Source organism: Microbacterium sp. NPDC058269, assembly GCF_042881445.1.
Lineage (GTDB): Bacteria > Actinomycetota > Actinomycetes > Actinomycetales > Microbacteriaceae > Microbacterium.
The window spans coordinates 15,340-40,068 of record NZ_JBHVXT010000003.1 but is presented as its reverse complement, the minus strand read 5'-3'; the positions used below and the strand labels follow the sequence as shown (position 1 = coordinate 40,068).

Here is a 24,729-nt window from a genome sequence, read left to right as displayed (position 1 = left end):
AGCCGAGTGGTCCGGGCATCACACGAGGAAGATCGGCAGCAGCCCCGGATTGTGCGCGTGCACCAGCACCGCGAACACGACAGCGTCGAAGAGCAGGTGCACCGTGACGACGTAGGCGAGCGAATGCGTGCGGAGGAAGATATACCCCTGCAGCAAAGCGAAGGGGATGGTCAGGAGCGGTCCCCACTCGCGGTAGCCCAGCTCCCAGAGGAACGAGACGAAGACGATCGCCTGCAGCAGGTTCGCGACGAGCGCCGGGAAGTGACGTCGCAGCAGCGCGAACACCGTGCAGATGAAGAACAGCTCATCCCAGATGCCGACGGCACCGACGCCGACGAAGAGCCTCGCGATGAGGTCAGGAGTGTCGACCACCGGCCAGTTCTGATACACCCCGCTGGCGATGAAGTAGAAGGGCAGGATCAGCCAGCCGAGCGCCAGTACCGCCACGAGCCAGCCCCACTGGAGCCCACCCCAGCGTTTATGCGTGCGCCAGGGAAAGCTGATCGCGCGATCTCGATAGACGAACCGCGAGATGATGTACGGCACCGCGACCGCCCCGCCCAGCGCGAGGGTGAATCGCAGCATTGCGAGATTGTCGAGCTCCGCGGCCAACGGGATGATGCTCACGATCAGAAGACCGATCGCGATCAGCGAGAGATCTCTCGTGAGAGACGGCGATCTGTGCACGCCGATCACCTTCGCGGTCTCCCGCCGGGCCCCCACGCTCACGACCTGATCCTCAGCCTGCCGGCCCCGCTCGATCAGCCCCGCCACAGCGATGCCCGCCGCGAGCAGCGTCCAGCCGATCCAGGGGATCTCCAGCACGAAGAAAGCCGGAGCCGCGGCACACACGAGAAGTGCCGGCACGAAGGCCCACCGCTGCCTCGTGTCGTGCCGCACGTCGGTCACGTGCGGACCCTGCGCCGATACACGAGGTCCCGGATGTCCCGTCCCTTGGCGATGCCCTTGCGCTCGAACGCCGTCATCACCCGTCCGTCGAAGCGGTCAGCCCACTCCCCGTCGAACGCACGCTCGAATGACGGCTCGGCATCGAGCACCTCGCGCATCTGCAGGGCGTAGTCCTCCCAGTCGGTCGCGAGCCGCAGCAGCCCCCCGTCACGGAGCGCCCGTGCCGCGGTGTCTCCGAATCCGGGTCTCACCAGACGTCGTTTGGTGTGCTTCTTCTTGTGCCAGGGGTCGGGGAAGAAGATCCATACCTCGCGCGCGGCCGCCTCGGGGAGGAACGACGAGAGCACCTCTGGCGCGTTGGCCTCGACGACGCGCAGGTTGCGTGCACCCTCGCGGTCGGCGTCGAGCATCGTCCGTGCGAGTCCGGCGCGGAACACCTCGACGGCGAGGAAGTCGTCATCCGGGCGGGCCGAGGCGGCTGCCACGATCGCGTGCCCCTGCCCTGAGCCGATCTCGACGTAGAGATCCGCCGCGCGTGCGTACTCGACTGCGGGATCCAAGCGGGCCTCGGGGTGCACGGATGTCCACGCGACGTCGCGGGGCACGTCCAGCAGGTAGTGGGGGCCGAGCTCGGCGAAGGCGCGCTCCTGCGCGTCGGACATCCGTCCGCTGCGGCGCACGAACGACACCGGTTCGTCTCGGAAGGTACGGGGTTCGGGCATGTTTCCAGGGTAGCCGTCGGCGCCCCTCGCTCCGGTGCCTCCGACTCCCGGGAACCCCACGCTCAGGCCGGCGGCGCCGTGACGAAGTCGATGAGCTCTTCCACCCGGCCCAGCAGCGCCGGTTCCAGGTCTCGATAGGTCGTGACCTTCGAGAGGATGTGCTGCCACGCCCGCGCGGTGTCGGCCTGCGTCTCGTGCGGCCAGCCGAAGGCGCGGCAGATGCCGACCTTCCACTCGATGCCGCGCGGGATCTCCGGCCACTTCGCGATGCCCAGGGCTCGGGGTGTCACGCACTGCCAGACGTCGACGAAGGGGTGCCCGACGATGCGGAGATGACGTCCGTGCGGGCCGCGGGCCACGGCATCCGCGATACGCGACTCCTTCGAGCCCGGCACGAGGTGATCCACGAGCACGCCGTACCGCCGTGTGGCGCTGGGCGGTTCGGCGGCCAGCAGATCATCGAGCAGGTCGACGCCCTGGAGGAACTCGACGACCACTCCCTCGACCCGCAGGTCGGCACCCCACACCTTCTCGACGAGTTCGGCATCGTGCTTGCCCTCGACGAGGATGCGACTGGGCAGAGCGACGCGGGCGCGCTGATCGGCCACGACGAAGGATCCGGACGCCGTCCGGCGCGGGCCCTGCTCCTTCGCGGCGGGAACGACGAGCCTGACCGGCGCGCCGTCGATCAGGAAGCCTCCGCCGAGGGGGAACAGGCGCCGACGGCCGACGCGGTCCTCCAGTTCGACATTGCCGCCCTGGACCCGGGTGACCGCACCGCAGAAGCCGTCGTCGGCGACCTCCACCACCAGGTCGGCCTCCGCCGCGACCTGCGGCACCTGCTTCGCGCCGCGGTCGCGCCAGCCCGTCGCCAGCACATCCGAACCGTACATGTCGTCCATGCCTCCCAGCGTATGTGCCTCCGCTGACGGCGAACGGCGAACCCGCGCCGAGTGCTGTCGCGTGTCGTGCCCAGTGCATAGACTCATGACATGGGGCTCGGCTGCCGGTCGGAGGGAACACGATGACGAAACGGTGGCTCGCGCTGGCCGCACTCACGCTGGCAGCGGTTGCCGGGGCGTTCACCGCCTCCGCCGCATCCGCCACCGATCCGGTCACCCTCGACGCCGGATACGTCACCGATCAGGCCGATGTGCTCAGCGCCGACGAGGAGTCGACCGTCGAAGCCCGACTCCAGGAGCTGACCGACAACTCCAACGCCGACCTCTTCGTCGTGCTCGTCGACGACTTCACGAACCCGACCGACAACGTGCAGTGGGCCGACACCGTCGCTCAGAACAACAACCTCGGCACGGAGCAGTATCTCCTCGCGATCGCTGTCGACGGGCGCAGCTACTACATCTCGGCCGCGCCCGACGGTCCTGTCAGCTTCAGCCAGCTCGACAGCATCGAAGACAAGATGGTCCCCTTCGCCGCCGACGGCGACTGGGTCGGGGCGATCACTCTCGCCGCCGACGAGATCCAGGGAGACGGCGGAGCCGGTGCTCTCCGCATCGGCTTGATCGTCGTCGCCGTCGTCGCGGTCGCTCTGCTCCTGTGGCTCGTCGTCGCGCTGGTGCGCCGCGCCCGTCGCAGAGCCGAGATCCGCGAACGCGGCGCGATGCCGGAGAAGCCGGACCCTGCTGATCCGTTCTCCACGCTCACCGACCAGCAGGTCGAGACACAGGCCGGACTCGCGCTCGTGCAAGCCGACGATGCCATCACGTCCAGCAGGGAGGAACTCGGCTTCGCCGTCGCCCAGTTCGGCGAAGGCGCGACAGAGGAGTTCAGCCGCGTGGTCGAGACCGCGAAGGCGAAGATCTCCGAAGCCTTCGACCTCAAGCAGAAGCTCGACGACGAGATCGAGGACACGATCCACGACCGCCGCGCCTGGCACATCCGCATCATCCAGCTCGCGGACGAGATCGACGACATCCTGGATGACAACACCGCCGCATTCGACGCGCTCCGCAAACTGGAGCAGAACGCCCCGCAGGAGCTGGAGCGCGTCCGTCGCGAGCGCGCGGCGCTCGACCCGGTTCTCGCCGCGGCCGCACCGGCCCTCGCCTCGCTGACCTCCACCTACGCTCCGGCGGCGCTCGCGATGGTCACGGACAACCCCGCACAGGCTCGCGAACGCGCCGACCTCGCGGATCGGTCGATCGAGGCGGCGGCGCAGGCGATCGCGGCCGGACGCTCGGGCGAGGCCGCGTTCGCGATCCGCACGGCCGAGCAGTCCGTGGCGCAGGCGGCGCAGCTCGCCCAGGCGGTGACGACCCTGGGCACCGAGCTCGCGACGATCGAGGCGCAGTCGCAGGCGCTCGTCACCGAGCTGCAGGGAGACCTCGCGGCAGCGCAGCAGCTGCCCGATCCGTCGGGGACGATCGCCGGCGCCGCCTCCGCGACCGCGCAGCAGATCCAGGTGGCGCAGACCGACCTCACCGGATCCACGCGGAATCCGCAGCGCGTCCTCGAAGCGCTCACCGCCGCCAACGCGCAGATCGATGCCGCGATCGCTCAGGGCCGGGAGAGCATCGAGCGGGCACGCCGCGTACAGCAGATGCTCGAGCAGACCCTCGCGCAGGCGAACTCTGAGATCCGCGCCGCTCGCGAGTTCATCGAGACCCGTCGCGGGACGGTCGGCTCCACTGCGCGCACGCGCCTCGCGAATGCGGAAGCGAGCCTGACGCAGGCTCTGAACCTGCGCGCGACCGCCCCGGACGCTGCGCTGACAGAGGCGAACCGCGCCCTCGCACTCGCGGGGCAGGCCACATCGGCGGCACAGTCCGACGTGCAGTCCTACAATCCTCCCGGCTTCGATCAAGGCGGCTTCGGCGGCCCCTTCGGCGGATCCGGAGCGTCATCAGGCGGTTCGGGAATCGGCGGCGACATCATCGGCGGCATCATCGGCGGCCTGCTCGCCGGCGGAGGCGGTGGCTCCTCCCGCCGCGGAAGCAGCAGCGGCTGGCGCTCCTCCGGCGGCGGAGGCTTCCGAAGCTCCGGTTTCGGCGGCGGGGGTTCCCGCAGCAGCGGCCGCAGCGGCCGATCGGGAGGTAGACGCTTCTGATCCCCTACACAGACACTTACGACAAGCTCTCGAAGACGCCCTCTGAAAGGAATCACGCATGACCAAGCAGTCCATCTTCGGACGTATCTCGACCCTCGTCCGCGCGAACATCAACTCCCTGCTGGATTCTGCGGAGGACCCGCAGAAGATGATCGACCAGCTCGTTCGCGACTACACGAACAGCATCGCCGACGCCGAGTCCGCGATCGCGGAGACCATCGGCAACCTGCGCCTGCTCGAGCGCGACCACGAGGAAGACGTCCAGGCGTCGACCGAATGGGGCAACAAGGCGCTCGCCGCCAGCCGCAAGGCCGATGAGATGCGTTCGAGCGGCAACGCCGCCGATGCCGACAAGTTCGACAACCTGGCCAAGATCGCTCTGCAGCGCCAGATCAGCGCCGAGCGCGAGGCCACCGGTGCCGAGCCTCAGATCGCCGCCCAGACCGAGATCGTCGACAAGCTCAAGAGCGGGCTGAACGGCATGAAGGACAAGCTCGTCGAGCTCAAGAACAAGCGCAGCGAACTCCTCGCGCGTGCCAAGGTCGCCGAGGCGCAGACCAAGGTGCAGGACGCGGTCGGCTCGATCAACGTGCTCGACCCCACCAGCGAGCTGGGCCGTTTCGAGGACAAGGTCCGCCGCCAGGAGGCCATCGCTCAGGGCAAGATCGAGCTCGCGGCGTCGAGCCTCGATGCCCAGTTCGAGAGCCTGGAAGACCTCGGCGAGCTGACCGAGGTCGAGGCGCGTCTCGCCGAACTCAAGGCCGGCGGCAGCGCTCCCCGCCCGGCCATCGAAGGCAACTGACACGACCGGCGGATGCCCCTGGCTGCGTGCCCGGGGCATCCGCCCTCTCTTCTTCGGAGGCACTCATGGTGCGATTCCTCGTCATCCCGCAGTGGCAGGGCTCGCCCGCACCGCGCGCGATGCTTCTCACCGACGGCGCCGCAGCGATCGCGGGTGACCTCCCCCGGGCGGCGACGACCATGCTCGATGTGCCGGTCGAAGCCGGTGAATCCCTGGGAACCGGGGTCCGCCGCCTGAGCGCCCTCCTGCGCACCCGTGAACTGGTCCACGGGCACGTCGACTCCGACACCGTCGTGATCGGCGGGGACTGCAGCGTCACCGTCGCCGCCCTCGACGCGCTCCCCGGTGGCACCGATGATCTCGCCGTGGTGTGGTGTGACGCGCATGCCGATATGCACACCCCGGAGACCTCGCCGTCGGGCGCCTTCTCCGGCATGGCGCTGCGAGCACTGCTCGGCGAGGGCGAGGAGCAGCTCGCGCTCTCCCCCGCGATCCCGGCGGACCGTGTGGTGACCGTCGGTATCCGCAATCTCGATGACGCCGAGGTCGAGCAGATCAGTTCTCTGACCAACCTGTCCGTCGACGACCTCGCACGCCCCGAGGCGCTGCTCGACGCCGTGCGAGCGACAGGGGCAAAGCGGGTGTGGGTGCACATCGACGTCGATGTGCTCGACCCCTCCGACTTCGCCGGTGTGTCGTCTTCCGTTCCGTTCGGACTCTCCCCCGCCGCGCTGAGCACCGCCATCCGCGCACTGCGCGCCGAGGTCCCTCTCGCGGGAGCGACGATCGCCGGGTTCGCTCCCCGGTCTCCGGCCGACGCGGTCGACGACCTCGGTGCGCTGCTGCGGCTGGTCGGAGCGGTGGCGTGACCGCTGCGGCGGACTGGCGGCCGGCAGCGGAAGAGGCGCTCGCCCGCGGACGACGCGTCGACCGACGCATCCCCGCTTTCCTGCTGCGCTCACCGATCAGCCGCCTCGGCTACGCCTGGGGAACAGCGGTCGGCTGGATCTGGGGCTCGTTGTGGAGCACCGGGCCCGTCGAGCGACGCGCAGGCTTGTGGGTCTTCCAGGGTATGCCCCCCTGGACCTTCAACCGCGGTGGGGTGTGCGTCGGCGGCTGCTTCCTGACGGGTGACACCCGGCCCAGTGACGCCGTCCTCCGGCATGAGGCCGTGCACAAGGCACAGTGGCTCCGCTACGGTCTCCTGTTGCCGGTGCTGTACCTGTTCGCCGGGCGGAACCCGCTGCGCAATCGCTTCGAGATCGAAGCAGGACTGGAAGACGGCAACTACGTGCGACGCGCACGCTGACGGACCGGCCATCTCCGCATCGGACGTGGCTCACTGGACGCCCGTCGTATGCCGGGAGCCTCCAACGCGGCCCTCAGCGGTCGGCCGGCAGCAGGCCGAAGCGCTCGGGGGCGTGGATGAGCGCCGGGGAGATCTCCAGCGCACTCGTCGTCAGATGCTCGATGATGTCGGCCGTGCCCAGGTAGCCACCGAGCAAGGTGACGTGAGTCTCGATCTCGTCGTCGCACATCATCTCATCGGCCCACGCGCAGGTCGCGCGTGCCAGAGCCTGACCCGGTGCGCACACTCGACCGCTTCCGGGAGCACCGGAGCGCTGCTCACGAGCGAGCCACGTGACCGTCATCCGACCGGGAGCCTCGATGGCGCCGATGTCGGCGACTTCGGGGACCTCGATGAAGATACGACCCGACGCGCACAGCGGCAACGTGGTCAAGAACACCTCGAGCTCCGTGAGCGAATGCTCGTCTGCCGTCACCAGGTGATGGGAACGCTGACGTGCCGCGCGACGTTCTGCGCGCGTGCCGCGAGTCTCGAGCGAGGTGTCCATGGTGTCTTCATCGTACACCAAGTGAAGGCTTGCCTAACCTTGCATCAGCTGGGTGCCGGCTCGACGAGAGCCGCCACCAGCGCGGCCAACTCGTTCTCGGTCATCCCCTGCGCGCGCAGGTACCCGGCAGCTGACCCCCATCGTTCGTCGACCTGTTCCAGCAGACGACGCATCACAGGTGCGGGAGACTGCGTCGCCAAAGCCACCGCGTGCACGGCTTCCGGGTGCTGGGTCCGCAGGTACTCGGCGATCCGCCGCGTGCGCTGAACAGGAAGTTGGGACTCGGTGAGCGCATAGTCCGCGATCACAGCCTCACGATCCGCCCCCACGGCGGCGAGGGTGAGGGCGACGGTGACGCCCGTCCGATCCTTGCCGACGGTGCAGTGCACCAGCGTGCGCTCCCCCGCGGCGATGATGCGGATGGCGTCGACGAGTCTTTCCCCGCTCTCCTCGAGCAGATGCAGATACAGGTCTTCGAGACTGGTGTCGGCCTCGAAGAAGGATCGGACAGACCCGAGGAACAGAGGAAGATGCGTGGTATCCGGCCCCTCGATCTCCGTGGGCTCCGCCGCGACCTCTTCGCCATCACGCAGATCGACGATGTGTTGAACGCTCGCGCGCAGCACGGCGGCACCGGCAGTGGTCGCACCGGAGAGCTGTCCCGATCTGAGCAGCACGCCGGAACGGATGCGTCCGCCCTCCGCCGGCATGCCTCCGACGTCCCGGACGTTCGAGATCCCCTCGATGTCGAGGATCGTCATGCCTGCGCCTGCGGGGCGCGAGGGGGAACGGGATAACGCCCGGCGATCACGACGCGGTTGAAGGCGTTGATCGATACGCACGCCCAGCTGAGCGCCGCGTACTCCTTCTCGGTGAACACGCTTCCGACCTGGTCGTAGACCTCGTCGGAGACTCCGTCCTCGGAGATGAAGGTGAACGCTTCGGCGAGTTCGAATGCGGCGCGCTCCCGCTCGGTGAACACCCCGCTCTCCCGCCAGGTGGGAATCTGCGTGAGAGTGTCGGCGTCGACCCCGGCCGCGACCGCCCTGTCGACGTGGATCCGCGCGCAGTATGCACAGCCGTTGAGCTGCGAGCAGTGGATCATGACGAGCTCTTTCAGGCGGTCGTCGATGCCGTTGTCCGCGCAGATCTGCCCGACGGTCTTCGAGAACGCGTCAAGTGCCTGGTACGCGGCCGGCTCGGTTTTGGACAGGTGCACGCGCGTCTCGCTCATGACTCCATGATATTCGGCGAACCATGTTCGAGGCCAAGGCAGCGCTGCCGTCCTGAAATGCATATCAACAAGGCAGACATGAAATATGCAGACATTTCGTGAAACACAAGATCACTTTTGCTTGACATCTTGCTCCCGCATTTCCTGCACCTCGGCGCGAGGGAGCAGAATGTGGAGGTGGCGATCGACATCAGCGAGTTCAGCTATCTTCCCGCACAGGCCGAGGCACTCGGGGTCCCGCTTCCGCCGGTGGAGCGTCTCACCCTTCCGCTGCCCGACGGCCGCACCCTGAGCGCCCTTCGTTTCGGAACCGACGCGCCGCGCGTGACGCTGCTGCACGGAGCCGGCCTGAACGCACACACCTGGGACACCACATCGCTCGCTCTGCAGCAGCCGCTCCTCGCGATCGATCTCGCCGGGCACGGCGACTCCTCCTGGCGCGACGACATCGACTACACGCCGCGAACGCTCGCCCGCGACGTGGCCGCAGCTCTCGACGCCTGGACCACGCAGCCACAGGTCGTCGTCGGCCAGTCGCTCGGCGGGCTCACCGGCGCCGCTCTCGCGGCCGCCCGACCCGATCTGGTGTCCGAACTCATCATCGTCGACATCACTCCCGGCATCGACGTGACAGCCGGCCCCGCAGCCCTGCGCGAGTTCTACGCCGGCCCCACCGATTTCGCCACGCGGGACGAGCTCGTCGACAAAGCGATCTCACTCGGTTTCGGCGGGTCCCGCCCCGAGACCGAACGCGGTGTCTTCCTGAACACGCGCGTGCGCGCGGACGGGCGTGTGGAGTGGAAGCACCACTTCGCCCACCTCGCCGCCCAAGCGCTCGCGGCTCACGCCCCCGGATCGGCGACCGCCCCATCCGTTCTGCACGAGACGGGCTGGGACGACCTCGCCACCGTGGAGGTGCCGATCACGCTGGTCCGCGCCGCCCGAGGATTCGTCAGCGAAGCCGACGCCGCCGACCTCCAGCGCCGCGTGCCTGCAGCCCAGCTGGTCGTCCTCGATGCGACACACAACGTCCAGGAGACCGCACCGGTCGCCCTGGCCGGACTCATCGGCTCAGCGACGCCCGACCGCCGAATATGACGTCCCGTTCCACACTCGCCCTTCACCCCGCCGCACATCTCTAGGCTCGATCCCACGGCACACAGCACCTGCCGCACCGAGAGGAAACGCCCATGTTCCGACGCACCCGACGTCTCGCGCTGATATCCGCGCTCGCGGCCACCGCCGTGATCCTGAGCGCATGCTCCGGCTCCACCGACCCCGAGCCCAGCAGCACTCCGGGAACCCCCGACCCGAGCGCCACCCTCCACGTCGGTCTCGTCCTCGAGCCGACCAATCTCGACATCCGCCACACCAGCGGTGCCGCGCTCGAGCAGATCCTGATCGACAACATCTACGAGGGCCTCGTCACCCGCACGCAGGACAACGAGATCGAGGGCCGCCTCGCCTCCGACTACAAAGTCTCCTCCGACGGCCTCACATACACGTTCACCCTCAACGACGGCGTCGTCTTCCACGACGGCACGCCGCTCACATCAGCCGATGTCGTCTCCTCCTACGAGACCGTGCGCACGGACACGACCGCGCAGGGAAACGCCGACTTCGCCGCCGTCACGGCCATCACCGCGCCCGACCCCACGACGGTCGAGATCGTGCTGTCCGCGCCGAACCAGAACTTCCTGTTCGCCCTGACCGGCCCCGCAGGCCTCGTGTTCAAGACCGGAGACACGACCGATCTCAAGACGGCCGAGAACGGCACAGGCCCCTTCACCCTCACGCGCTGGAACAAGGGCAGCACCATCACCTTCGCGCGCAACGACGCCTACTGGGGAGAGCCAGCAGGGGTCGCCCAGGTCGAGTTCCAGTACATCCCCGACTTCACCGCAGGTGTCAACGCGGCTTTGGCGGGCGACGTCGACGTACTCACCGCCGTCGACCCGAACCTCGCGCCGCAGCTCGAGGACTCCGGCGACTTCGGCCTGACGACGGGACGCACCACCGACAAGGCGACGCTCGCGTTCAACAACGAGAAGGCTCCGCTCGACGACGTCCGTGTTCGTGAAGCTCTGCGCCTCGCCATCGACCATGAGGCTCTCATCGAAGCAGTCGGCGCGGGCACTCCCCTGTACGGTCCGATCCCCGAGCTCGACCCCGGTTACGAAGACCTGTCCGACGTCGTCTCGTACGACCCGGAGAAGGCCAAGGACCTGCTCGCCGAGGCCGGCCAGAAGGACCTGGAGCTGACGCTCACGATCCCCTCGTTCTACGGCACGACCGTGCCCAAGGTGCTGATCTCCGACTTCAAGAAGGTCGGTGTGACCCTCGAAGTGAACGCGGTGGAGTTCCCCACCTGGCTCGAAGACGTCTACACGAACCACGACTACGACCTCAGCTTCGTGCTGCACGTCGAACCGCGCGACTTCGGCAACTTCGCCGACCCTGACTACTACTTCGGCTATGACAACGCCGAAGTGCAGTCGCTGTACGCGAAGGCGCTGGCCGAAGTCGACCCGGAGAAGTCCGCCGACCTGCTCGCACAGGCCGCGCGCATCGTATCCGAGGACCACGCCGCCGACTGGCTCTACAACGGTGAGACCATCACGGCAGTGAGCCCGATCGTCACCGGATTCCCCGAAGACTCCATCAACTCGCGCATCAACCTCGCCGGGGTCACCGTCTCCGCTGAGAAGTAGCGAGCGGTCATCTCTTCGTGATCCGTTACGCGCTCGTCCGAGGAGCCCTGCTCATCGCAGGGCTCCTCGTGTCGAGCGTGCTCATATTCCTGACGCTTCGCGTCTTTCCCGGCGACGTCGCCCAGCTCATCGCCGGTACCCAGGCCTCCCCCGCCGAGGTCGATGCGCTTCGCGAATCCCTCGGGCTGAATCGCCCCCTGCTTGCGCAGTACACCGACTGGATCGGCGGGATCTTCCGTGGCGATCTCGGCACCTCGTTGCTGTCGGGCGCGTCTGTCGGCGAAGAGCTCTTCCTGAAGGCCCAGGTCACCGTTCCGCTCGGCATCATGTCGCTCCTGATCGCCGTCCTCATCGCCGTGCCGTTCGGCATCCTGGCGGCGCTCCTGCGCAACCGACGCGGCGGCACCGCCCTCAGCGTCGGCGCCCAGACGCTGGCTGCCGTCCCCGTGGTGTGGGCCGGAATGATGCTCATCGTCGTGTTCTCGGTCTGGCTGGGATGGCTCCCGCCGCAGGGCTTCCCGCGCACCGGCTGGTCGACGCCGGGGAAGGCGATCGAGTCCCTGCTGCTCCCGGCCCTGACGATCGGGATCGTCGAGGGCGCCATGCTCATGCGGTTCGTCCGCAGCGCGACCCTGCAGGCCGCTGGGCAGGATTTCGTCCGCACCGCCGCAGCGAAGGGGCTCACCCGCACCCGAGCCCTCATCCAGCACGGCATCCCCGCCGTCGGCCTCTCCATCATCACGGTGCTCGGCCTTCAAGTGGCCGGCATCATCGTCGGATCGGTCGTGATCGAGCAGTTGTTCACCCTCCCGGGGATCGGACGCATGCTCGTCGCCGATGTCGGCACGCGCGACCTCATCAAGGTGCAGAGCGAGCTCCTGGTGCTCACGGGCTTCGTGCTGGTCGTCGGCTTCCTGGTCGACCTCCTGCACCGTGCCATCGACCCCCGACAGCGGGAGGCCGCATGATCCCGCGCTGGCTCGACCGACTCTGGCGCACCTCGACGGGGCGCTTCGGGGTCATCGTCGTCGCCGTGATCGCCGTCACCGCTCTCGTGTCGCTGTTCTGGACGCCGTTCGACCCGCAGGCCTCGGACATCGGTGATCGGTGGCTCCCGCCGAGCTGGCCACACCTGCTCGGCACCGACGACACGGGACGCGACATCCTGAGCCTGTTGATGGCGGGAGCGCGCACGACGGTGTTCGTGAGCGTGGGAGCGGGGATCGTGGCGACCATCGTCGGCATCGCTCTCGCCGCCCTCGGAGCACTGACCGCCCGCTGGCTGCGGGAGACCGTCGCCGTGCTCGTCGACATCCTGATCGCATTCCCCGTGCTGCTGATCGCCATGATGATCTCCTCCGTCTGGGGTGGATCGCTGTGGGTCGTGATCTGGGCGGTCGGCATCGGCTTCGGCGTCAACATCGCGCGAGTCACCCGACCGGAACTCCGCCGCGTGCAGCAGAGCGACTTCGTCCTCGCCGCGAGAGCAGCGGGTCTCTCCCCATCTCAGAGCCTCGTCCGTCATCTGCTCCCGAACGTGGCTCCGGTGTTCATCGTGCAGCTGTCGTGGTCGATGGCCGTGGCCGTGCTCGCAGAAGCCGGCCTCTCGTACCTGGGCTTCGGCGCTTCCGTGGTCGAGCCGAGCTGGGGCCTTCTGCTCGCTGATCTCCAGCGGTACATCGGGGTGCATCCGCTGTCGGTCATCTGGCCCGGACTCACGATCACGATCACCGTGCTCGCCCTGAACCTGCTGGGCGACGGTCTGCGCGAAGCGACAGACCCCACCCTGCGCCACCGCTCCGCCGAGATCCACACCCCGGGGGTGGTCGCATGACTCTGTCGGTGCACGACCTCGTGATCGAGATCGACGGACGACGCGTGGTCGACGGCGTCTCCTTCGACGTACCCGATGGCGCGCGACTCGGGCTGATCGGCGAGTCCGGCTCCGGCAAGTCGCTTACCGCCCTCGCCGTGCTGGGCCTGCTCCCCGACGGCGCGAACGCGCGCGGCAGCATCCGCTGGAACGGCACAGAACTGATCGGGATGCCGGATCGCGAGCTCGCCCGCCTTCGCGGCGACGACATCGGCATCGTCTTCCAGGAGCCGCGCACTGCCCTGAATCCCATCAGGACAGTCGGTCGGCAGATCGCGGAGTCGATCCGCATCCACGAAGGGCTGGGAAAGCGCGAGGCCAGAGAGCGGGCGATCGCAGAAGCCGCCCGCGTCCGGCTGCCCGACCCCGAGTCGATCGTCGACCGTTACCCGCACCAGCTCTCCGGCGGCCAACGGCAGCGCGTCGCCATCGCGATGGCCCTCGCCTGCCGTCCGCGGCTGCTGATCGCGGACGAGCCCACGACAGCGCTGGATGTCACGATCCAGGCCGAGATCCTGTCCCTGTTGCTGGCGCTCGTCGCCGACGAGGGCATGTCGTTGGTCTTCATCACCCACGACCTCGCCGTGCTCAGCCAGGTCGCGACCGAGGGGGTCGTGCTCGAACACGGGCGGATCGTCGAGGCCGCGCCCGTGTCGACCCTCCTGTCCACTCCCTCCTCTCCGATCACCCAGGGGCTCCTGCGGGATGCGACGGCGACGCTGTGGCGCCCGGACGGGGGCGACGAATGAGCCTGATCGAAGCGCGCGGACTCGGACGGGACTTCTTCGCGCCGAAGCGCTCCGCGTTCGAGCGCGCCCGCACACTGACCGCGCTGTCCCCCACCGACCTCGACATCGTCGAAGGATCGTCCCTCGGCATCATCGGTGAGTCCGGATCGGGTAAATCCACGCTGGTGAGGCTGCTGCTGGGGCTCGATCGTCCGACTTCCGGCACCGTCACGGTCGACGGCCGCCCCGTGGACGCGACGGCATCGGCGAAGTCCCTGCACTGGCTGCGTCGGGAGACCGGGCTCGTGTTCCAGGACCCGCATGCGTCGCTCGACCCCCGGATGACGGCCGGTCAGATCGTCCGCGAACCGCTCTGGGCGCTGGGAATCGAAGGCGACCACCGCGCGCGGGTTCGTGAGGTGCTCGCTCAGGTCGGCCTCGAACCGGAGATGGGCGACCGGTACCCGCATGAGTTCTCGGGTGGGCAGCGGCAGCGGATCGCCCTCGCGCGGGCGATCGTGCATCGCCCGCGCATCCTGGTGGGCGATGAGCCGCTGTCGGCACTCGATGTGACGGTGCGCGCGCAGATCCTGGACCTGCTGATCGAGCTGCGACGGACCAGCGATCTCACTCTCGTGCTCGTGTCGCACGACATCGGCGTGGTGCAGAACCTGTGCGACACGGTGGCCGTGATGAAGGACGGGCACATCGTCGAACGCGGTTCCACGAGCGACGTACTCCTGCGCCCGACGCAGGACTACACGAAGAGGCTGCTCGCGGCGATCCCCGTGATCCCCGATAGCCGTGGGCTCTGACCGAAAGACCCAGCGCTGACCGAAGGCCGACGCTGACCCGAAGCCCGGACGCCGACCACCGGTGTTTCAGCGCCGCGAGCCGAACAGGGTCCCCCGCCGCCTCCCCGTGGGCTTGAGCGCGCGGCGCATGTAGACGGTGCCGAGGTCGCGGCCGAACTTGTACCCGACGCGCCCCATCCGCCCGGCCTCTACGAAACCGAGCTTGTCGTGCAGTCGGATCGATGCCTCTGCACCGTGATCGCTGATGACAGCGACCATCTCCCGCAAGCCGATCTGCTCGCAGGCGTCGATGAGCGCCTGCAGCAGTGCCGCTCCCAGCCCCTTGCCCCCCGCACCGGGACCGAGGTAGATCGAATCCTCGACCGTGTACTTGTAGGCGTTCTTCCCCGCCCAGGGCTGCGCGAGCGCGTAGCCCATCACCTCACCGCCCGGCGAGACCGCGACGAGGAACGGCAGCTGCAGCCGGGTCAGCAACGCGTACTTGTCTCGCCAGTACGGGATGCTGCTGCGCCGCTCATCGAGCGTCACAGCCGAGTTGCTCACGAAGTGGTTGTAGATCTCCCGCACGTGGGGAAGGTCGGCGGGCCGGACAGCGCGGATCGTGTACGAGAAGACCTCGGGCGCCGGCGCCGGCCGCAGATGGCGCGGCAGAACGCGGCGACGGTCCCCGGGCTCGAACTGCATGCGCTCAGCTTAGGGAGAGGACGGCTTCGCCTTCCACCCGCCAGTCCACCGATTCGGCCCCCTGGTGCTCCAGCAGCGCGTTCGCCCGGGAGAACGGGCGCGACCCGAAGAAGCCGCGGCGGGCCGAGAGCGGGGAGGGATGCGCCGAGGCGATCACCGGCGTATCGCCCAGAAGAGGCTGCAGACTGGCCGCGTCCTTCCCCCACAGGATCGCGACGAGCGGCTGATCGCGGGCGACGAGGGTGCGGATCGCGAGTTCCGTGACCTGCTCCCACCCCCAACCCCGATGCGATGCCGCCGCGCCAGGGCGCACCGTGAGCACGCGGTTGAGCAGGAGGACGCCCTGATCGCTCCACGCGGTGAGGTCGCCGTGCGGTGCCGGAGGGATGCCCAGATCGCTCTCGCGCTCCTTGTATATGTTCGACAGGCTGCGGGGCAGCGGGCGCACGTCACGGTCGACGGCGAACGACAGGCCGATGGGATGCCCGGGCGTGGGATACGGATCCTGACCGGTGATGAGCACGCGGACGTCGGAGAGGGGGCGACGGAACGCTCTGAGCACGTTCTCCCCGGATGGCAGGTAGCCGTGGCCCGCCTCGACTTCAGCGCGAAGACGGTCCCCCAGAGAACTGATCGTGTCCTGAACCGGGGCCAGCGCCTCCGCCCATCCGACATCGATCTGCCCGTCCGCCGCGAGCTCGGCGAGGGTCTGCGCCATCGTCAGTCGATGGACCGCACACGCAGCGGACCGCGAGCGAGCAGGTGCTGTGCGGACTGCGCGACCGGTCGCATCGTGATCAGGTCGAGGTTCACGTGTCCGGGTGACTCCAGCGCATACGCGATCACGTCGGCGACGTCATCGGCCAGGAGCGGGGCGTCGACCCCCGCGTACACGGCCTCGGCTGCGACGGAGTCGCCGCCGAGGCGGTTGAGCGTGAACTCCTCGGTGTGCACCATTCCCGGGGCCACCTCCACCACACGGATGGGCTCGCCGTTGAGCTCCTGACGGAGCACCTTCACCAGCATCCCCTCCGCGGCCTTCGCGGCGTTGTACCCCGCGCCCCCGGCATAGGCGGTCTGCGCGGCCGTCGAGGTGACGAAGATCGCGTCGGCGTGACCGTCCGCGGCTGCGGCACGGCGCAAGAGCGGAAGCAGGCCGGCGACGAGACGCTGACTGGCCAGCACGTTGGCGTCGAACATCCACTGCCAGTCCTCGACCGAGGCGTCTTCGATGCGGTCGGTGCCGCGGGCTCCGCCGGCGACCTGCACGAGAGCGTGCACCGGGCCCGACCTCTCGAGCTCCCCTACCAGCGCCTCGACGGCGGCGGAGTCCGTGAGGTCGCAGGCGATGGCCGATGCCCCGGTCTCCGCGGCGAGCGCGGACAGTCGATCCTCGCGCCGAGCGACTCCCACGACCTCCCATCCCCGGGCACGGAGCGCACGCACCGTCGCTGCGCCGATGCCCGAACTCGCACCTGTCACCACTGCACGTCTGTTCACCATGCCTCCACCGTACGGCGTTCTCCACGGATTGCGGACTCCCCCACGGGGCTGCCGCAGATCGACTCAGCCGCGTGATTCCGGGCCTCGGCTCTGTTACGTCACATTTCCCGCGTGTTGTTGACACGGACCGATATTCCGTACTCTCGCTGCAACGGCATCCGCCATCCCACCTTCCGACCACTCCTGGGGGAACACATGTCCGCACCCGAGTCCTGGCGCTTCGAGACCAAGCAGATCCACTCGGGCGCTGCCCCCGACCCTGTCACCAAGGCGCGTGCCACGCCGATCTACCAGACCACCTCCTACGTGTTCGACAGCGCGGACCATGCGGCCAACCTCTTCGCCCTGGCGGAGTTCGGCAACATCTACACCCGCATCCAGAACCCGACGCAGGACGTGCTCGAGCAGCGTCTCGCCGCGCTCGAAGGCGGCACCGGAGCCCTCGTGCTCGCGAGCGGCCAGGCAGCATCGACCTTCGCGGTCCTGAACATCGCCCAGGCCGGCGATCACTTCGTGGCCTCGAGCTCGATCTACGGCGGCACCTACAACCTCTTCAAGTACACACTCGCGAAGCTCGGCATCGAGGTCACGTTCGTCGAGAACCAGGACGACCCCGAGGAGTGGCGTCGCGCGGTCCGCCCGAACACGAAGCTGTTCTTCGCGGAGACGATCGGCAACCCCCAGATCAACATCCTCGACATCCGCACCGTCGCCGATGTGGCCCACGAGAACGGCGTCCCGCTGATCGTCGACAACACGATCGCCACCCCGTACCTGATCCGTCCGTTCGAGTTCGGTGCCGACATCGTCGTGCACTCGGTCACGAAGTTCCTCGGCGGTCACGGCACCACCATCGGCGGTGTCATCATCGACGGCGGCACGTTCGAGTGGTCAAAGAACGTCGACAAGTTCCCCGGCCTCACGGTGCCGGACCCCTCCTACCACGGCGCCAGCTACACCGCCGCGGTCGGAGACCCTCTCGCGTACATTATCAAGGCCCGCGTGCAGCTGCTCCGCGATCTCGGATCGGCGATCGCCCCGCAGAGCGCCTGGAACCTCATCCAGGGCGTCGAGACCCTGTCGCTGCGCATCGAGCGCCACGTGCAGAACGCCCAGGAGATCGCCGAGTGGCTCGACAGCCGCGATGACGTCGCGACCGTCAACTACTCGGGACTGCCCTCGTCGCCGTGGTACGCCAAGGCGAACGAGTACGCCCCCAAGGGCGTCGGCGCCGTGCTGTCGTTCGAGCTGAAGGGCGGTGTCGAGGCCGGACGCGAGTTCGTGAACAGCCTGTCGCTGTTCAGCCACCTCGCCAACATCGGCGACGTGCGCTCGCTCGTCATCCACCCCGCGTCGACCACCCACGCCCAGCTGACGCCCGAGCAGCAGCTGACCGCCGGCGTGACGCCGGGCCTGGTCCGTCTGTCCGTCGGCATCGAGAACGTCGACGACCTCAAGGCCGACCTCGAGCAGGCTCTCGCCGCGGCTCGCGCCGTGTCGGAGGCCGCTCGCGCCTGAAGCGCACACCGCGAGGATGCCCCGGAGCCGTGGGTTCCGGGGCATCGTCGCGTGCGGGTGACGACCTCACCCGGCCGACCCACAGGCAGTTCCATCCAGAATGGGATTCCGCCGTGAGGAGAGCATGATCGACGTCGAACACCGACCACCGCGCGCCCGACGAGGCCCGACCGCCGCCGCGCGATGGCTCGCCGTAGGCAGCGTCGTGATGCTGCTCGTCGTCGCCTGCGGGTGGATCCCCGGGACCGTCGGCACCGCGGTCGCGGCTGCGCTCCCCTGGCTCGGGCTCGTCCTTCTCTCCCTGCTGGTCGCTGCAGTGTTCCTCGCGCGCCGGGTGATCATCCTGATCCTCGTCCCTGCCCTGCTGTGGATCGTCGCGATGGCACCGGCGCTTCCCGCCCTTCCCGGACCGACGGGATCGGAGTCGGCATCCGGGGCCGAGCTGACGGTCGTGAGCCAGAACGTGCGGGCACGATCAGGTGGGGCCACCGCGTCGGCGACCGAACTGGCGCAGAGCGATGCCGACGTGATCGCCCTCGTGGAGCTCGACGGAGACAGCCTTTCCGCGGCGCAGGATGCCCTCGCCACCGAGTACCCGCATTCGTACACGGTGGGGACCGTCGGCGTCTGGAGCCGGTATCCCCTCACGAACGCCGAGCCGCTGACACTGGGGCTCAGCTGGAAGCGGGCGCTCCGCGTCGAGGTGCAGGTTCCGTCGGCTCCGGTCGCCGTCTACGTGCTGCATGCGGCGTCGGTGCGGCCGGGACATCAGCAGGACCGCGACACGATGCTGAGCGGCATCGCGGAAGAGATCGCCGCCGACCCTGCGGAATCGGTCATCGCCGTCGGCGACTTCAACGCGCCGTCGACGGATCCGAGTCTGGCCGCTCTGCGCGCGGAAGCCGACGGGGTGCGTCCGACCGATGGGACGCTCGGGTTCACGTGGCCCGTCGCCTTCCCGCTCGTGCGAATCGACCAGGTCTTCGTGCGCGGACTCGATGTCGTCACGTCGAGCACCATGCGGGCCGGAAACAGCGATCATCTCGCCACGGTCACCCGAGTGCGCTGACTCATATGCGCTGACCCGGGTACGGGGATTCCGCCCTCCCGATCGGCCGGCTCCGCAACGCCGGAGGGACATCGAGTCGTAACCTGCCAGCGACCGGTCCCGGACCAGGCGAGAATGGAGGCATGGACTGGCAGACGACCTCCGAGGACACGGTGCCCTCAGCGCCCGTGGCGGAGGCCGACCTCAGGCTGCTCCGTGCCCGCCCGCCGGCGACGGGCGCGTGGCGCGACGGAGATCCCGTGGGCGGACGCCGTTTCGCCGCGTTCGGCCCTTTCGCCACCGAGAGCGGCGCAGAGCTCCCCGGCATCCGCATCGCGTACGAGTCCTGGGGCGAGCTGAATGCGGCGCGCGACAACGCGGTCCTGGTGTTGCACGCGCTGACCGGGGACAGCCACGTGCGCGGCGCCGCAGGCGCAGGCCACCCCACTGCGGGCTGGTGGGAGGGCATCACGGGCCCCGGCGCTCCGCTCGACACGGACCGCTGGTTCGTGATCGCCCCGAACATGCTGGGCGGCTGCCAGGGCTCGACGGGCCCCGCGAGCGTCGCCCCCGACGGCTACGAGTGGGCCTCCCGCTTCCCGTACCTCACCATCCGCGACCAGGTCGCCGCCCAGGTGCGCCTCGCCGACGCCCTCGGCATCGACAGCTGGGCCGCGGTGATCGGTGGCTCCATGGGAGGGATGCACGCGCTGGAGTGGGCGGCCACGCATCCCGAGCGCGTGCGGCGACTCGCGGTGCTCTCCTCTCACCCGGTGACGACCGCCGACCAGATCGCGCTCAACACCGTGCAACTGGAGACCATCCGGATGGATCCGCGGTTCCAGGGCGGCGAGTACTACGACCTCGGCGACGGCGACGGTCCGCACCGTGGGCTCGCGCTGGCTCGGCGCATGGCCCTGCTGAACTACCGCAGCCCGATCGAGCTCAACCAGCGCTTCCAGCGGTCCTGGCAGTCGGATGTGTCGCCCCTCGGTCACGGCGGGCGCTTCGCCGTGGAGTCGTACCTCGACTTCCACGGCAACAAGTTCACGCGCCGCTTCGACGCGAACAGCTACATCACCCTCGTCGAGGCCATGAACTCGCACGACATCGGTCGCGGTCGGGGCGGCGTCGAAGAGGCTCTGCATGCCGTCACCGCGACCACGCTGGTGCTCGGCATCGACAGCGACCGCCTCTTCCCCGTCGACGGACAGCAGCGCATCGCCCGCAGCATCCCGAACGTCATCGACGACGAGGCCGTGGTCATCGCCAGCGACTTCGGGCATGACGGCTTCCTCATCGAGACCGAGGCCGTGGGCTCGAACCTGCGACGTCTGCTCGACAGCTGAGCCCGACCGCTCAGGTCTCGACGAACCGCCACGGCAGAGCGCGCGCCTCGAGGCGCCCCTGCGCCCAGGCGAAGTCGCGGCCGGATCCTGAGTCGAGCACCCGCGTCTGGAACAGCTGGGCCGCACCACCCGACGAGAGGGCGGCGGCGACGTCGGTGAACACCGACAGCTGATGCAGCGTGATCCACGTCGGCGGGTACAGCGTCCACTCCCCCGCCGCATGCCTCGCGAGCGCCTCCGCCGGCCGCACCCAGGCGATCTCAACGACCTCGTCGGCGGAGGGCGAAGGCTCCGCCTCCTTCGCCTCGGCGAGGAAGAACCAGGTCCGGATGCGCGTGGGGGCCTCGATGGGCGGCTGCCACTCCGAGATCACCACGAGGTCGCCGACGGTGAGTCCCACCTCCTCGCGGGTCTCCCTGATCGCGGCACGGCGTGCGTTCTCGGACTCGTCGTCCCCGTCGTGGACGTCGCTCGGTTCGACCTTGCCTCCGGGAAAGACCCATGCGCCCGCGAACGATCCGCGATCGGGTCGACGCATCAGCAGCACCTCGAACCCTGGGTCCGACGCCCGCAGCACCACGACGGTGCCGGCGACGGGCAGGGACGACTCGAGGGCGCTCATCCCGTCACTCTACGACCCGACCGACGACGACGCGACGAACGACGACGCGACCGACTACGACGCGACGAGCTCCGCTGCCGCGGGCCGACGCCCTTCGACACGATACGACAGCAGTGCGATCAGCAGACCGGCCACGGCGAGCGCGGCACCCGTCCACGCCGGTGCGGTGAATCCCCATCCCGCGGCGATCACGACGCCGCCGAGGAAGGCGCCCAGGCTGTTGCCGATGTTGAGGGCCGAGTGGTTCATGGCCGCCGCGATGGACTGGTTGTCGCCCGCCACGTCCATGAGCCGCGTCTGGATCGTCGGGCTCAGCACGGAGGAAACGAACCCGACCACGAGCACCACTGCGGCCAGGCTGACGATCCAGAACGAGAGGAACGCCAGCAGCGCGAAGACGACGGCCATCGCGGCGAGGCCGAAGAGCAGCGTGCGGCGCAGATCGATGTCGGCGAGGTGACCGCCGACGAGGTTTCCCGCTGTCATCCCGAGCCCCATCAGCACGAGGACGATCGGCACCACCCACTCCGGCGAACCGGACACCTCCGTCACCAACGGGGCGATGTAGCTGTAGACGGCGAAGAAGCCGCCGAAGCCGATCGCGCCGACGCCGAGCGTGAACCACACCTGCGGGATGCGGAACACCCGCAGCTCCTGTCGCATCGTGCGCCCGGGGTCTCCGGGGTGCTCCGGGACGAAGAGCGCGATGCAGAGCGTGGCGAGGGCGAACACGAGCGCCACGACGGCGAAGGCGGAGCGCCAGCCCCACTGCTGCCCGAGGAATGTCCCCAGCGGCACGCCCACGACGTTGGCGACGGTGAGGCCGGTGAGGATGAACGCCACGCCCTTGGCGCGGTTGCCCGGCCCCATCACGTCGGCGGCGACGAGCGCTCCGATGCCGAAGTAGGCGCCGTGCGGGAGCCCGGCGAGGAAGCGTGACGCGGCGACGAGTTCGAACGTCGGCAGCACCACCGTCAGGGCGTTGAACAGCGTCAGGGCGAGCGCCAGCACGATCATCACCCGATGGCGCGGAAAGCGCGCGACGAAGCCGGCGATGGTCGGCGCACCGACCACCACGCCGAGCGCATACAGCGAGATCAGCCAGCCGGCTTGGCTCAGCGCGTCTTCCTGGCTGGTCGCCCACAGCGAGGGCAGCAGGTCGGCGGCGATGTTGGGCAGCAGGCCCATGACGACGAACTCGGTCATGCCGATGCCGAAGCTGCCGATGGCGAGAGAGAGGAGCGCCCACTTCGCCGCACCCCTCGATTCAGTCGAGGGATTCACCGGATCAGCTTAGCGGCCGTCGGACTCGGTGGTCGCCCGCGCGGCACGGTCGAGTGTCATGAAGACATCCACGTCGTCCTGCGTGTCGACGACGAACCCGTGGCGTTCGTAGAGACGGCGCGCAGGGCTGCCCTGGAGCACGTTGAGCCGGTACCGGCCTACGTCGTCGAGGACCATCCCCAGCACGCGGCTGCCGACACCGAGCCCCTGGTGCGATGTCGCGATGTAGAAGTGCTCCACCCAGCGGACGTCGTCGTCTGGACGGACGGCGAGGGAGCCGACGTCGACGGCGTCCACGACGATGATCCGAGTCTGCGCAGGCTCGAAAGCATCGCGGAACCGCTGCCGGACGCGAATCTCGTCGTAGCGCCCGAGACGCTCCAGATCGGCCCGAAGCACCTCGGCGCGCAGCTCGGCGATCCATCCGACATCATCGGCCAGCGCCGGGCGAAGGACGACCGATGCGGATGAAGGGGAATCAGTCACCGCGCTCCTCGACCGCTGCCCCTCGTTGGCTGCATCCAGCCGTGGGATCGTTGCATCCCGCTTTCCCGCTTCCGAACTCCACCTTCACCCTGGTCAGTGCCCATCGCGAGCCATTTCCGCGATGATCCCCACAAACTCGATCGGCACCTGGTACCCCACCGCTTCACCTGGCCCGTTGTAGACGGCTGTCAACGGCGGATTCGATTCGGCCTCAAGTATCCCTTCCGCCACCAGTTCGGCTGCGATTCGATCAGCAGGCATCCGAAATCTCGTGAGATAACGGTTCTCGGCCCCCCAGCCGAGCACCTCACCGATCTCCGGGCGAGAGATGTAACCGTCGCGTTCCGCAGCTCCCTCGATGACGAGCGCTTGACGCTCGTTCCCTTCCGCGCGCAACGCCGCAAGGAGACGGCTCACGGCACCCGGCGACCACTCACCCGCCTTCGGCGCAGCGACGTCCACGAGAGCTCGCAGTTCCTGAAGATCGGGATTCTGAGGCGCGGCAAGTGCGAGAAATGACGATAAGCCCATGAGATACATCGGGCCACCCGTCTGTTCGATGCACTCGCGCTGGATGTCGGGATTCACGCGTCGGAGGCTGCTCGTATTTTGTTTCTCCTCCCAGAAATCTGCTTTGGTTTCCTCCGTGATCAACATGAACCCCTGGTCATACGTATTGTCCACGCAGTGCTGCACCACCTCACGCCACATGAGATAGTCGCCTGCGGCATCCTCGGTGACAGGCTTACCCCTGTCGGTCAAGCCCGGGCCGACCGGATCGTCCCTACTGATACGGGCCTGATACTCCTGGATGCGAGACTCCCGGGTTGCCTCCTCGACTTCCGGCAAGAGGTGACCCGCTGCGAAGATCTCCGAAACAGTTCTTGCGAGAACGTTCTCGCAACGTCCCTGCTTGATGTCCTCCACATTTGGCGATTCACCGAGGAGATCGAGAAGATCGCGTTGGCGGGCCGTGAACCATTCTTCCGTCTCCGCCAGCCTTTGTTCGATTTCAGCAGTAAGCGAGGTGATCCGCTCGTTCACCTCTCCTGCCGGCATATTCATCGGATTCGCCTCGCTGGATTGCTGATTCAACTCCCCGAAGGCTGAACGCATGAGGCCTCGCGCTTTGTCCAGGTTTACTGTCGGTATGCCGTTCAGCACGGAGGGGCCGTTGATCTGCGCCGCAAGCTCGTAGCGAACTTGGAACGGTAGAAACGTTCTGTGCTCGAGCGGCGACAGAATATCAACCACCCGCTGCTTGGGGAGCGTGTGCATGCGCCAGAGGACGCGAAAGACGTTCGTGTCGAAGTAGACCGGAATCCCACTTTGAAAGGCTGCTTCCAGGTCGCCATCCGTGTAAATCCGGAACTCAGGCCGAATCTCATCGAAAACCAAATTCTCCCCCTCGTCGATAGAGATGCGGTCCATGCGCCGGGCGGCATTCACACCACCATATACGTCATGGATGGTGTGACCGGATGCCCGTCGCAGCAGTATCGCGGGGGTCGCACCTTC

The 24,729-nt window shown here is 68.2% G+C and carries 26 protein-coding genes; 13 read left to right on the top strand and 13 right to left on the bottom strand.

What is annotated here, in order from left to right; all coding sequences use genetic code 11:
* Positions 1–18: 18 nt before the first annotated feature.
* The 3 genes from ACFVWL_RS13805 to ACFVWL_RS13795 form a co-directional block, all read right to left on the bottom strand.
* Complete coding sequence (locus tag ACFVWL_RS13805) at positions 19–909, bottom strand: CPBP family intramembrane glutamic endopeptidase (protein ID WP_387183751.1); 891 nt, start codon at positions 907–909, stop codon at positions 19–21.
* Entirely contained in the window at positions 906–1,631 is a 726-nt protein-coding gene (gene trmB / locus ACFVWL_RS13800; protein ID WP_387183748.1) for a tRNA (guanosine(46)-N7)-methyltransferase TrmB, read from the bottom strand. The genes ACFVWL_RS13805 and trmB overlap by 4 nt, the downstream gene beginning before the upstream one ends.
* Before the next feature lie 62 nt (positions 1,632–1,693).
* Positions 1,694–2,533, bottom strand: coding sequence for a DUF3097 domain-containing protein (locus ACFVWL_RS13795; protein WP_387183746.1), 840 nt, complete (start codon positions 2,531–2,533; stop codon positions 1,694–1,696).
* A 122-nt stretch (positions 2,534–2,655) separates the two neighbouring features.
* Between ACFVWL_RS13795 and ACFVWL_RS13790 the strand changes: the two genes are divergently transcribed.
* The 4 genes from ACFVWL_RS13790 (at position 2,656) to ACFVWL_RS13775 (ending at position 6,809) form a co-directional block, all read left to right on the top strand.
* The gene (locus ACFVWL_RS13790; protein ID WP_387183743.1) at positions 2,656–4,698 is read left to right on the top strand and encodes a TPM domain-containing protein; all 2,043 of its coding nucleotides are present in this window, start codon (positions 2,656–2,658) and stop codon (positions 4,696–4,698) included.
* 58 nt (positions 4,699–4,756) lie between these two features.
* A complete protein-coding gene (locus ACFVWL_RS13785) occupies positions 4,757–5,500 on the top strand; it encodes a PspA/IM30 family protein (protein ID WP_387183740.1) in 744 nt (247 codons plus the stop codon).
* 65 nt (positions 5,501–5,565) lie between these two features.
* Positions 5,566–6,369 (top strand): arginase family protein, encoded by an 804-nt coding sequence (locus ACFVWL_RS13780; RefSeq protein WP_387183737.1) that lies wholly within the window; start codon positions 5,566–5,568, stop codon positions 6,367–6,369.
* Positions 6,366–6,809 carry a Fe-S oxidoreductase gene (locus ACFVWL_RS13775; protein ID WP_387183734.1) on the top strand — a complete coding sequence of 148 codons (444 nt, stop codon included), beginning with the start codon at positions 6,366–6,368 and terminating at the stop codon, positions 6,807–6,809. The genes ACFVWL_RS13780 and ACFVWL_RS13775 overlap by 4 nt, the downstream gene beginning before the upstream one ends.
* A 73-nt stretch (positions 6,810–6,882) precedes the next feature.
* Here ACFVWL_RS13775 and ACFVWL_RS13770 read toward each other — a convergent pair whose 3' ends face one another.
* From ACFVWL_RS13770 to ACFVWL_RS13760, 3 genes are read right to left on the bottom strand one after another with little or no spacing between them, the layout of a single operon-like run.
* Complete coding sequence (locus ACFVWL_RS13770; RefSeq protein WP_387185310.1) at positions 6,883–7,356, bottom strand: SIP domain-containing protein; 474 nt, start codon at positions 7,354–7,356, stop codon at positions 6,883–6,885.
* A gap of 44 nt (positions 7,357–7,400) precedes the next feature.
* Complete coding sequence (locus tag ACFVWL_RS13765) at positions 7,401–8,117, bottom strand: tyrosine-protein phosphatase (RefSeq protein ID WP_387183731.1); 717 nt, start codon at positions 8,115–8,117, stop codon at positions 7,401–7,403.
* The gene (locus ACFVWL_RS13760; protein WP_387183728.1) at positions 8,114–8,590 is read right to left on the bottom strand and encodes a carboxymuconolactone decarboxylase family protein; all 477 of its coding nucleotides are present in this window, start codon (positions 8,588–8,590) and stop codon (positions 8,114–8,116) included. The genes ACFVWL_RS13765 and ACFVWL_RS13760 overlap by 4 nt, the downstream gene beginning before the upstream one ends.
* Before the next feature lie 171 nt (positions 8,591–8,761).
* Between ACFVWL_RS13760 and ACFVWL_RS13755 the strand changes: the two genes are divergently transcribed.
* From ACFVWL_RS13755 to ACFVWL_RS13730, 6 genes are all read left to right on the top strand, one after another.
* A complete protein-coding gene (locus tag ACFVWL_RS13755) occupies positions 8,762–9,688 on the top strand; it encodes an alpha/beta fold hydrolase (protein WP_387185308.1) in 927 nt (308 codons plus the stop codon).
* 92 nt (positions 9,689–9,780) lie between these two features.
* On the top strand, positions 9,781–11,301 hold the full coding sequence (locus ACFVWL_RS13750) for an ABC transporter substrate-binding protein (RefSeq protein ID WP_387183726.1): 1,521 nt from the start codon (positions 9,781–9,783) through the stop codon (positions 11,299–11,301).
* Between the two features lie 17 nt (positions 11,302–11,318).
* Positions 11,319–12,269 carry an ABC transporter permease gene (locus tag ACFVWL_RS13745; RefSeq protein ID WP_387183723.1) on the top strand — a complete coding sequence of 317 codons (951 nt, stop codon included), beginning with the start codon at positions 11,319–11,321 and terminating at the stop codon, positions 12,267–12,269.
* A complete protein-coding gene (locus tag ACFVWL_RS13740) occupies positions 12,266–13,135 on the top strand; it encodes an ABC transporter permease (protein WP_387183720.1) in 870 nt (289 codons plus the stop codon). The genes ACFVWL_RS13745 and ACFVWL_RS13740 overlap by 4 nt, the downstream gene beginning before the upstream one ends.
* Positions 13,132–13,923 (top strand): ATP-binding cassette domain-containing protein, encoded by a 792-nt coding sequence (locus ACFVWL_RS13735; protein ID WP_387183717.1) that lies wholly within the window; start codon positions 13,132–13,134, stop codon positions 13,921–13,923. Before ACFVWL_RS13740 ends, ACFVWL_RS13735 begins: the two co-directional genes overlap by 4 nt.
* On the top strand, positions 13,920–14,717 hold the full coding sequence (locus tag ACFVWL_RS13730; protein WP_387183714.1) for an ABC transporter ATP-binding protein: 798 nt from the start codon (positions 13,920–13,922) through the stop codon (positions 14,715–14,717). The genes ACFVWL_RS13735 and ACFVWL_RS13730 overlap by 4 nt, the downstream gene beginning before the upstream one ends.
* 66 nt (positions 14,718–14,783) lie before the next feature.
* Here ACFVWL_RS13730 and ACFVWL_RS13725 read toward each other — a convergent pair whose 3' ends face one another.
* From ACFVWL_RS13725 to ACFVWL_RS13715, 3 genes are read right to left on the bottom strand one after another with little or no spacing between them, the layout of a single operon-like run.
* Positions 14,784–15,401, bottom strand: coding sequence for a GNAT family N-acetyltransferase (locus ACFVWL_RS13725; protein WP_387183711.1), 618 nt, complete (start codon positions 15,399–15,401; stop codon positions 14,784–14,786).
* A gap of 4 nt (positions 15,402–15,405) precedes the next feature.
* Positions 15,406–16,119 carry a uracil-DNA glycosylase gene (locus ACFVWL_RS13720; protein ID WP_387183708.1) on the bottom strand — a complete coding sequence of 238 codons (714 nt, stop codon included), beginning with the start codon at positions 16,117–16,119 and terminating at the stop codon, positions 15,406–15,408.
* Positions 16,120–16,121: 2 nt separating this feature from the next.
* Positions 16,122–16,904, bottom strand: coding sequence for an SDR family oxidoreductase (locus tag ACFVWL_RS13715; RefSeq protein WP_387183705.1), 783 nt, complete (start codon positions 16,902–16,904; stop codon positions 16,122–16,124).
* Between the two features lie 195 nt (positions 16,905–17,099).
* Here ACFVWL_RS13715 and ACFVWL_RS13710 point away from each other — a divergent pair, with 195 nt between their 5' ends.
* From ACFVWL_RS13710 to ACFVWL_RS13700, 3 genes are all read left to right on the top strand, one after another.
* Positions 17,100–18,422 (top strand): bifunctional o-acetylhomoserine/o-acetylserine sulfhydrylase, encoded by a 1,323-nt coding sequence (locus ACFVWL_RS13710; RefSeq protein ID WP_387183702.1) that lies wholly within the window; start codon positions 17,100–17,102, stop codon positions 18,420–18,422.
* A gap of 124 nt (positions 18,423–18,546) precedes the next feature.
* Entirely contained in the window at positions 18,547–19,491 is a 945-nt protein-coding gene (locus ACFVWL_RS13705) for an endonuclease/exonuclease/phosphatase family protein (RefSeq protein WP_387183700.1), read from the top strand.
* Between the two features lie 122 nt (positions 19,492–19,613).
* Positions 19,614–20,819, top strand: a complete 1,206-nt coding sequence (locus ACFVWL_RS13700; RefSeq protein WP_387183697.1) for a homoserine O-acetyltransferase — start codon at positions 19,614–19,616, stop codon at positions 20,817–20,819.
* A gap of 10 nt (positions 20,820–20,829) precedes the next feature.
* On the opposite strand, the gene ACFVWL_RS13695 is transcribed toward ACFVWL_RS13700, so the two are convergent.
* The 4 genes from ACFVWL_RS13695 to ACFVWL_RS13680 form a co-directional block, all read right to left on the bottom strand.
* Positions 20,830–21,441, bottom strand: a complete 612-nt coding sequence (locus tag ACFVWL_RS13695) for an NUDIX domain-containing protein (protein WP_387183695.1) — start codon at positions 21,439–21,441, stop codon at positions 20,830–20,832.
* 54 nt (positions 21,442–21,495) lie between these two features.
* Positions 21,496–22,725, bottom strand: a complete 1,230-nt coding sequence (locus ACFVWL_RS13690) for an MFS transporter (RefSeq protein WP_387183692.1) — start codon at positions 22,723–22,725, stop codon at positions 21,496–21,498.
* 9 nt (positions 22,726–22,734) lie between these two features.
* Positions 22,735–23,211 carry a GNAT family N-acetyltransferase gene (locus ACFVWL_RS13685; protein ID WP_387183689.1) on the bottom strand — a complete coding sequence of 159 codons (477 nt, stop codon included), beginning with the start codon at positions 23,209–23,211 and terminating at the stop codon, positions 22,735–22,737.
* Positions 23,212–23,304: 93 nt separating this feature from the next.
* Entirely contained in the window at positions 23,305–24,642 is a 1,338-nt protein-coding gene (locus tag ACFVWL_RS13680; RefSeq protein ID WP_387183686.1) for a PIN-like domain-containing protein, read from the bottom strand.
* Positions 24,643–24,729: the final 87 nt, after the last annotated feature.

Coding starts and splice junctions, on each gene's coding strand:
- ACFVWL_RS13715 (WP_387183705.1), bottom strand. CDS start 16,904: ATGGTGAACAGACGTGCAGTGGTGACAGGTGCGAGTTCGGGCATCGGC.
- ACFVWL_RS13765 (WP_387183731.1), bottom strand. CDS start 8,117: ATGACGATCCTCGACATCGAGGGGATCTCGAACGTCCGGGACGTCGGA.
- ACFVWL_RS13770 (WP_387185310.1), bottom strand. CDS start 7,356: ATGGACACCTCGCTCGAGACTCGCGGCACGCGCGCAGAACGTCGCGCG.
- ACFVWL_RS13730 (WP_387183714.1), top strand. CDS start 13,920: ATGAGCCTGATCGAAGCGCGCGGACTCGGACGGGACTTCTTCGCGCCG.
- ACFVWL_RS13725 (WP_387183711.1), bottom strand. CDS start 15,401: ATGCAGTTCGAGCCCGGGGACCGTCGCCGCGTTCTGCCGCGCCATCTG.
- ACFVWL_RS13750 (WP_387183726.1), top strand. CDS start 9,781: ATGTTCCGACGCACCCGACGTCTCGCGCTGATATCCGCGCTCGCGGCC.
- ACFVWL_RS13795 (WP_387183746.1), bottom strand. CDS start 2,533: ATGGACGACATGTACGGTTCGGATGTGCTGGCGACGGGCTGGCGCGAC.
- ACFVWL_RS13780 (WP_387183737.1), top strand. CDS start 5,566: ATGGTGCGATTCCTCGTCATCCCGCAGTGGCAGGGCTCGCCCGCACCG.
- trmB (WP_387183748.1), bottom strand. CDS start 1,631: ATGCCCGAACCCCGTACCTTCCGAGACGAACCGGTGTCGTTCGTGCGC.
- ACFVWL_RS13680 (WP_387183686.1), bottom strand. CDS start 24,642: ATGGACCGCATCTCTATCGACGAGGGGGAGAATTTGGTTTTCGATGAG.
- ACFVWL_RS13720 (WP_387183708.1), bottom strand. CDS start 16,119: ATGGCGCAGACCCTCGCCGAGCTCGCGGCGGACGGGCAGATCGATGTC.
- ACFVWL_RS13740 (WP_387183720.1), top strand. CDS start 12,266: ATGATCCCGCGCTGGCTCGACCGACTCTGGCGCACCTCGACGGGGCGC.
- ACFVWL_RS13760 (WP_387183728.1), bottom strand. CDS start 8,590: ATGAGCGAGACGCGCGTGCACCTGTCCAAAACCGAGCCGGCCGCGTAC.
- ACFVWL_RS13710 (WP_387183702.1), top strand. CDS start 17,100: ATGTCCGCACCCGAGTCCTGGCGCTTCGAGACCAAGCAGATCCACTCG.
- ACFVWL_RS13735 (WP_387183717.1), top strand. CDS start 13,132: ATGACTCTGTCGGTGCACGACCTCGTGATCGAGATCGACGGACGACGC.
- ACFVWL_RS13700 (WP_387183697.1), top strand. CDS start 19,614: ATGGACTGGCAGACGACCTCCGAGGACACGGTGCCCTCAGCGCCCGTG.
- ACFVWL_RS13705 (WP_387183700.1), top strand. CDS start 18,547: ATGATCGACGTCGAACACCGACCACCGCGCGCCCGACGAGGCCCGACC.
- ACFVWL_RS13790 (WP_387183743.1), top strand. CDS start 2,656: ATGACGAAACGGTGGCTCGCGCTGGCCGCACTCACGCTGGCAGCGGTT.
- ACFVWL_RS13785 (WP_387183740.1), top strand. CDS start 4,757: ATGACCAAGCAGTCCATCTTCGGACGTATCTCGACCCTCGTCCGCGCG.
- ACFVWL_RS13695 (WP_387183695.1), bottom strand. CDS start 21,441: ATGAGCGCCCTCGAGTCGTCCCTGCCCGTCGCCGGCACCGTCGTGGTG.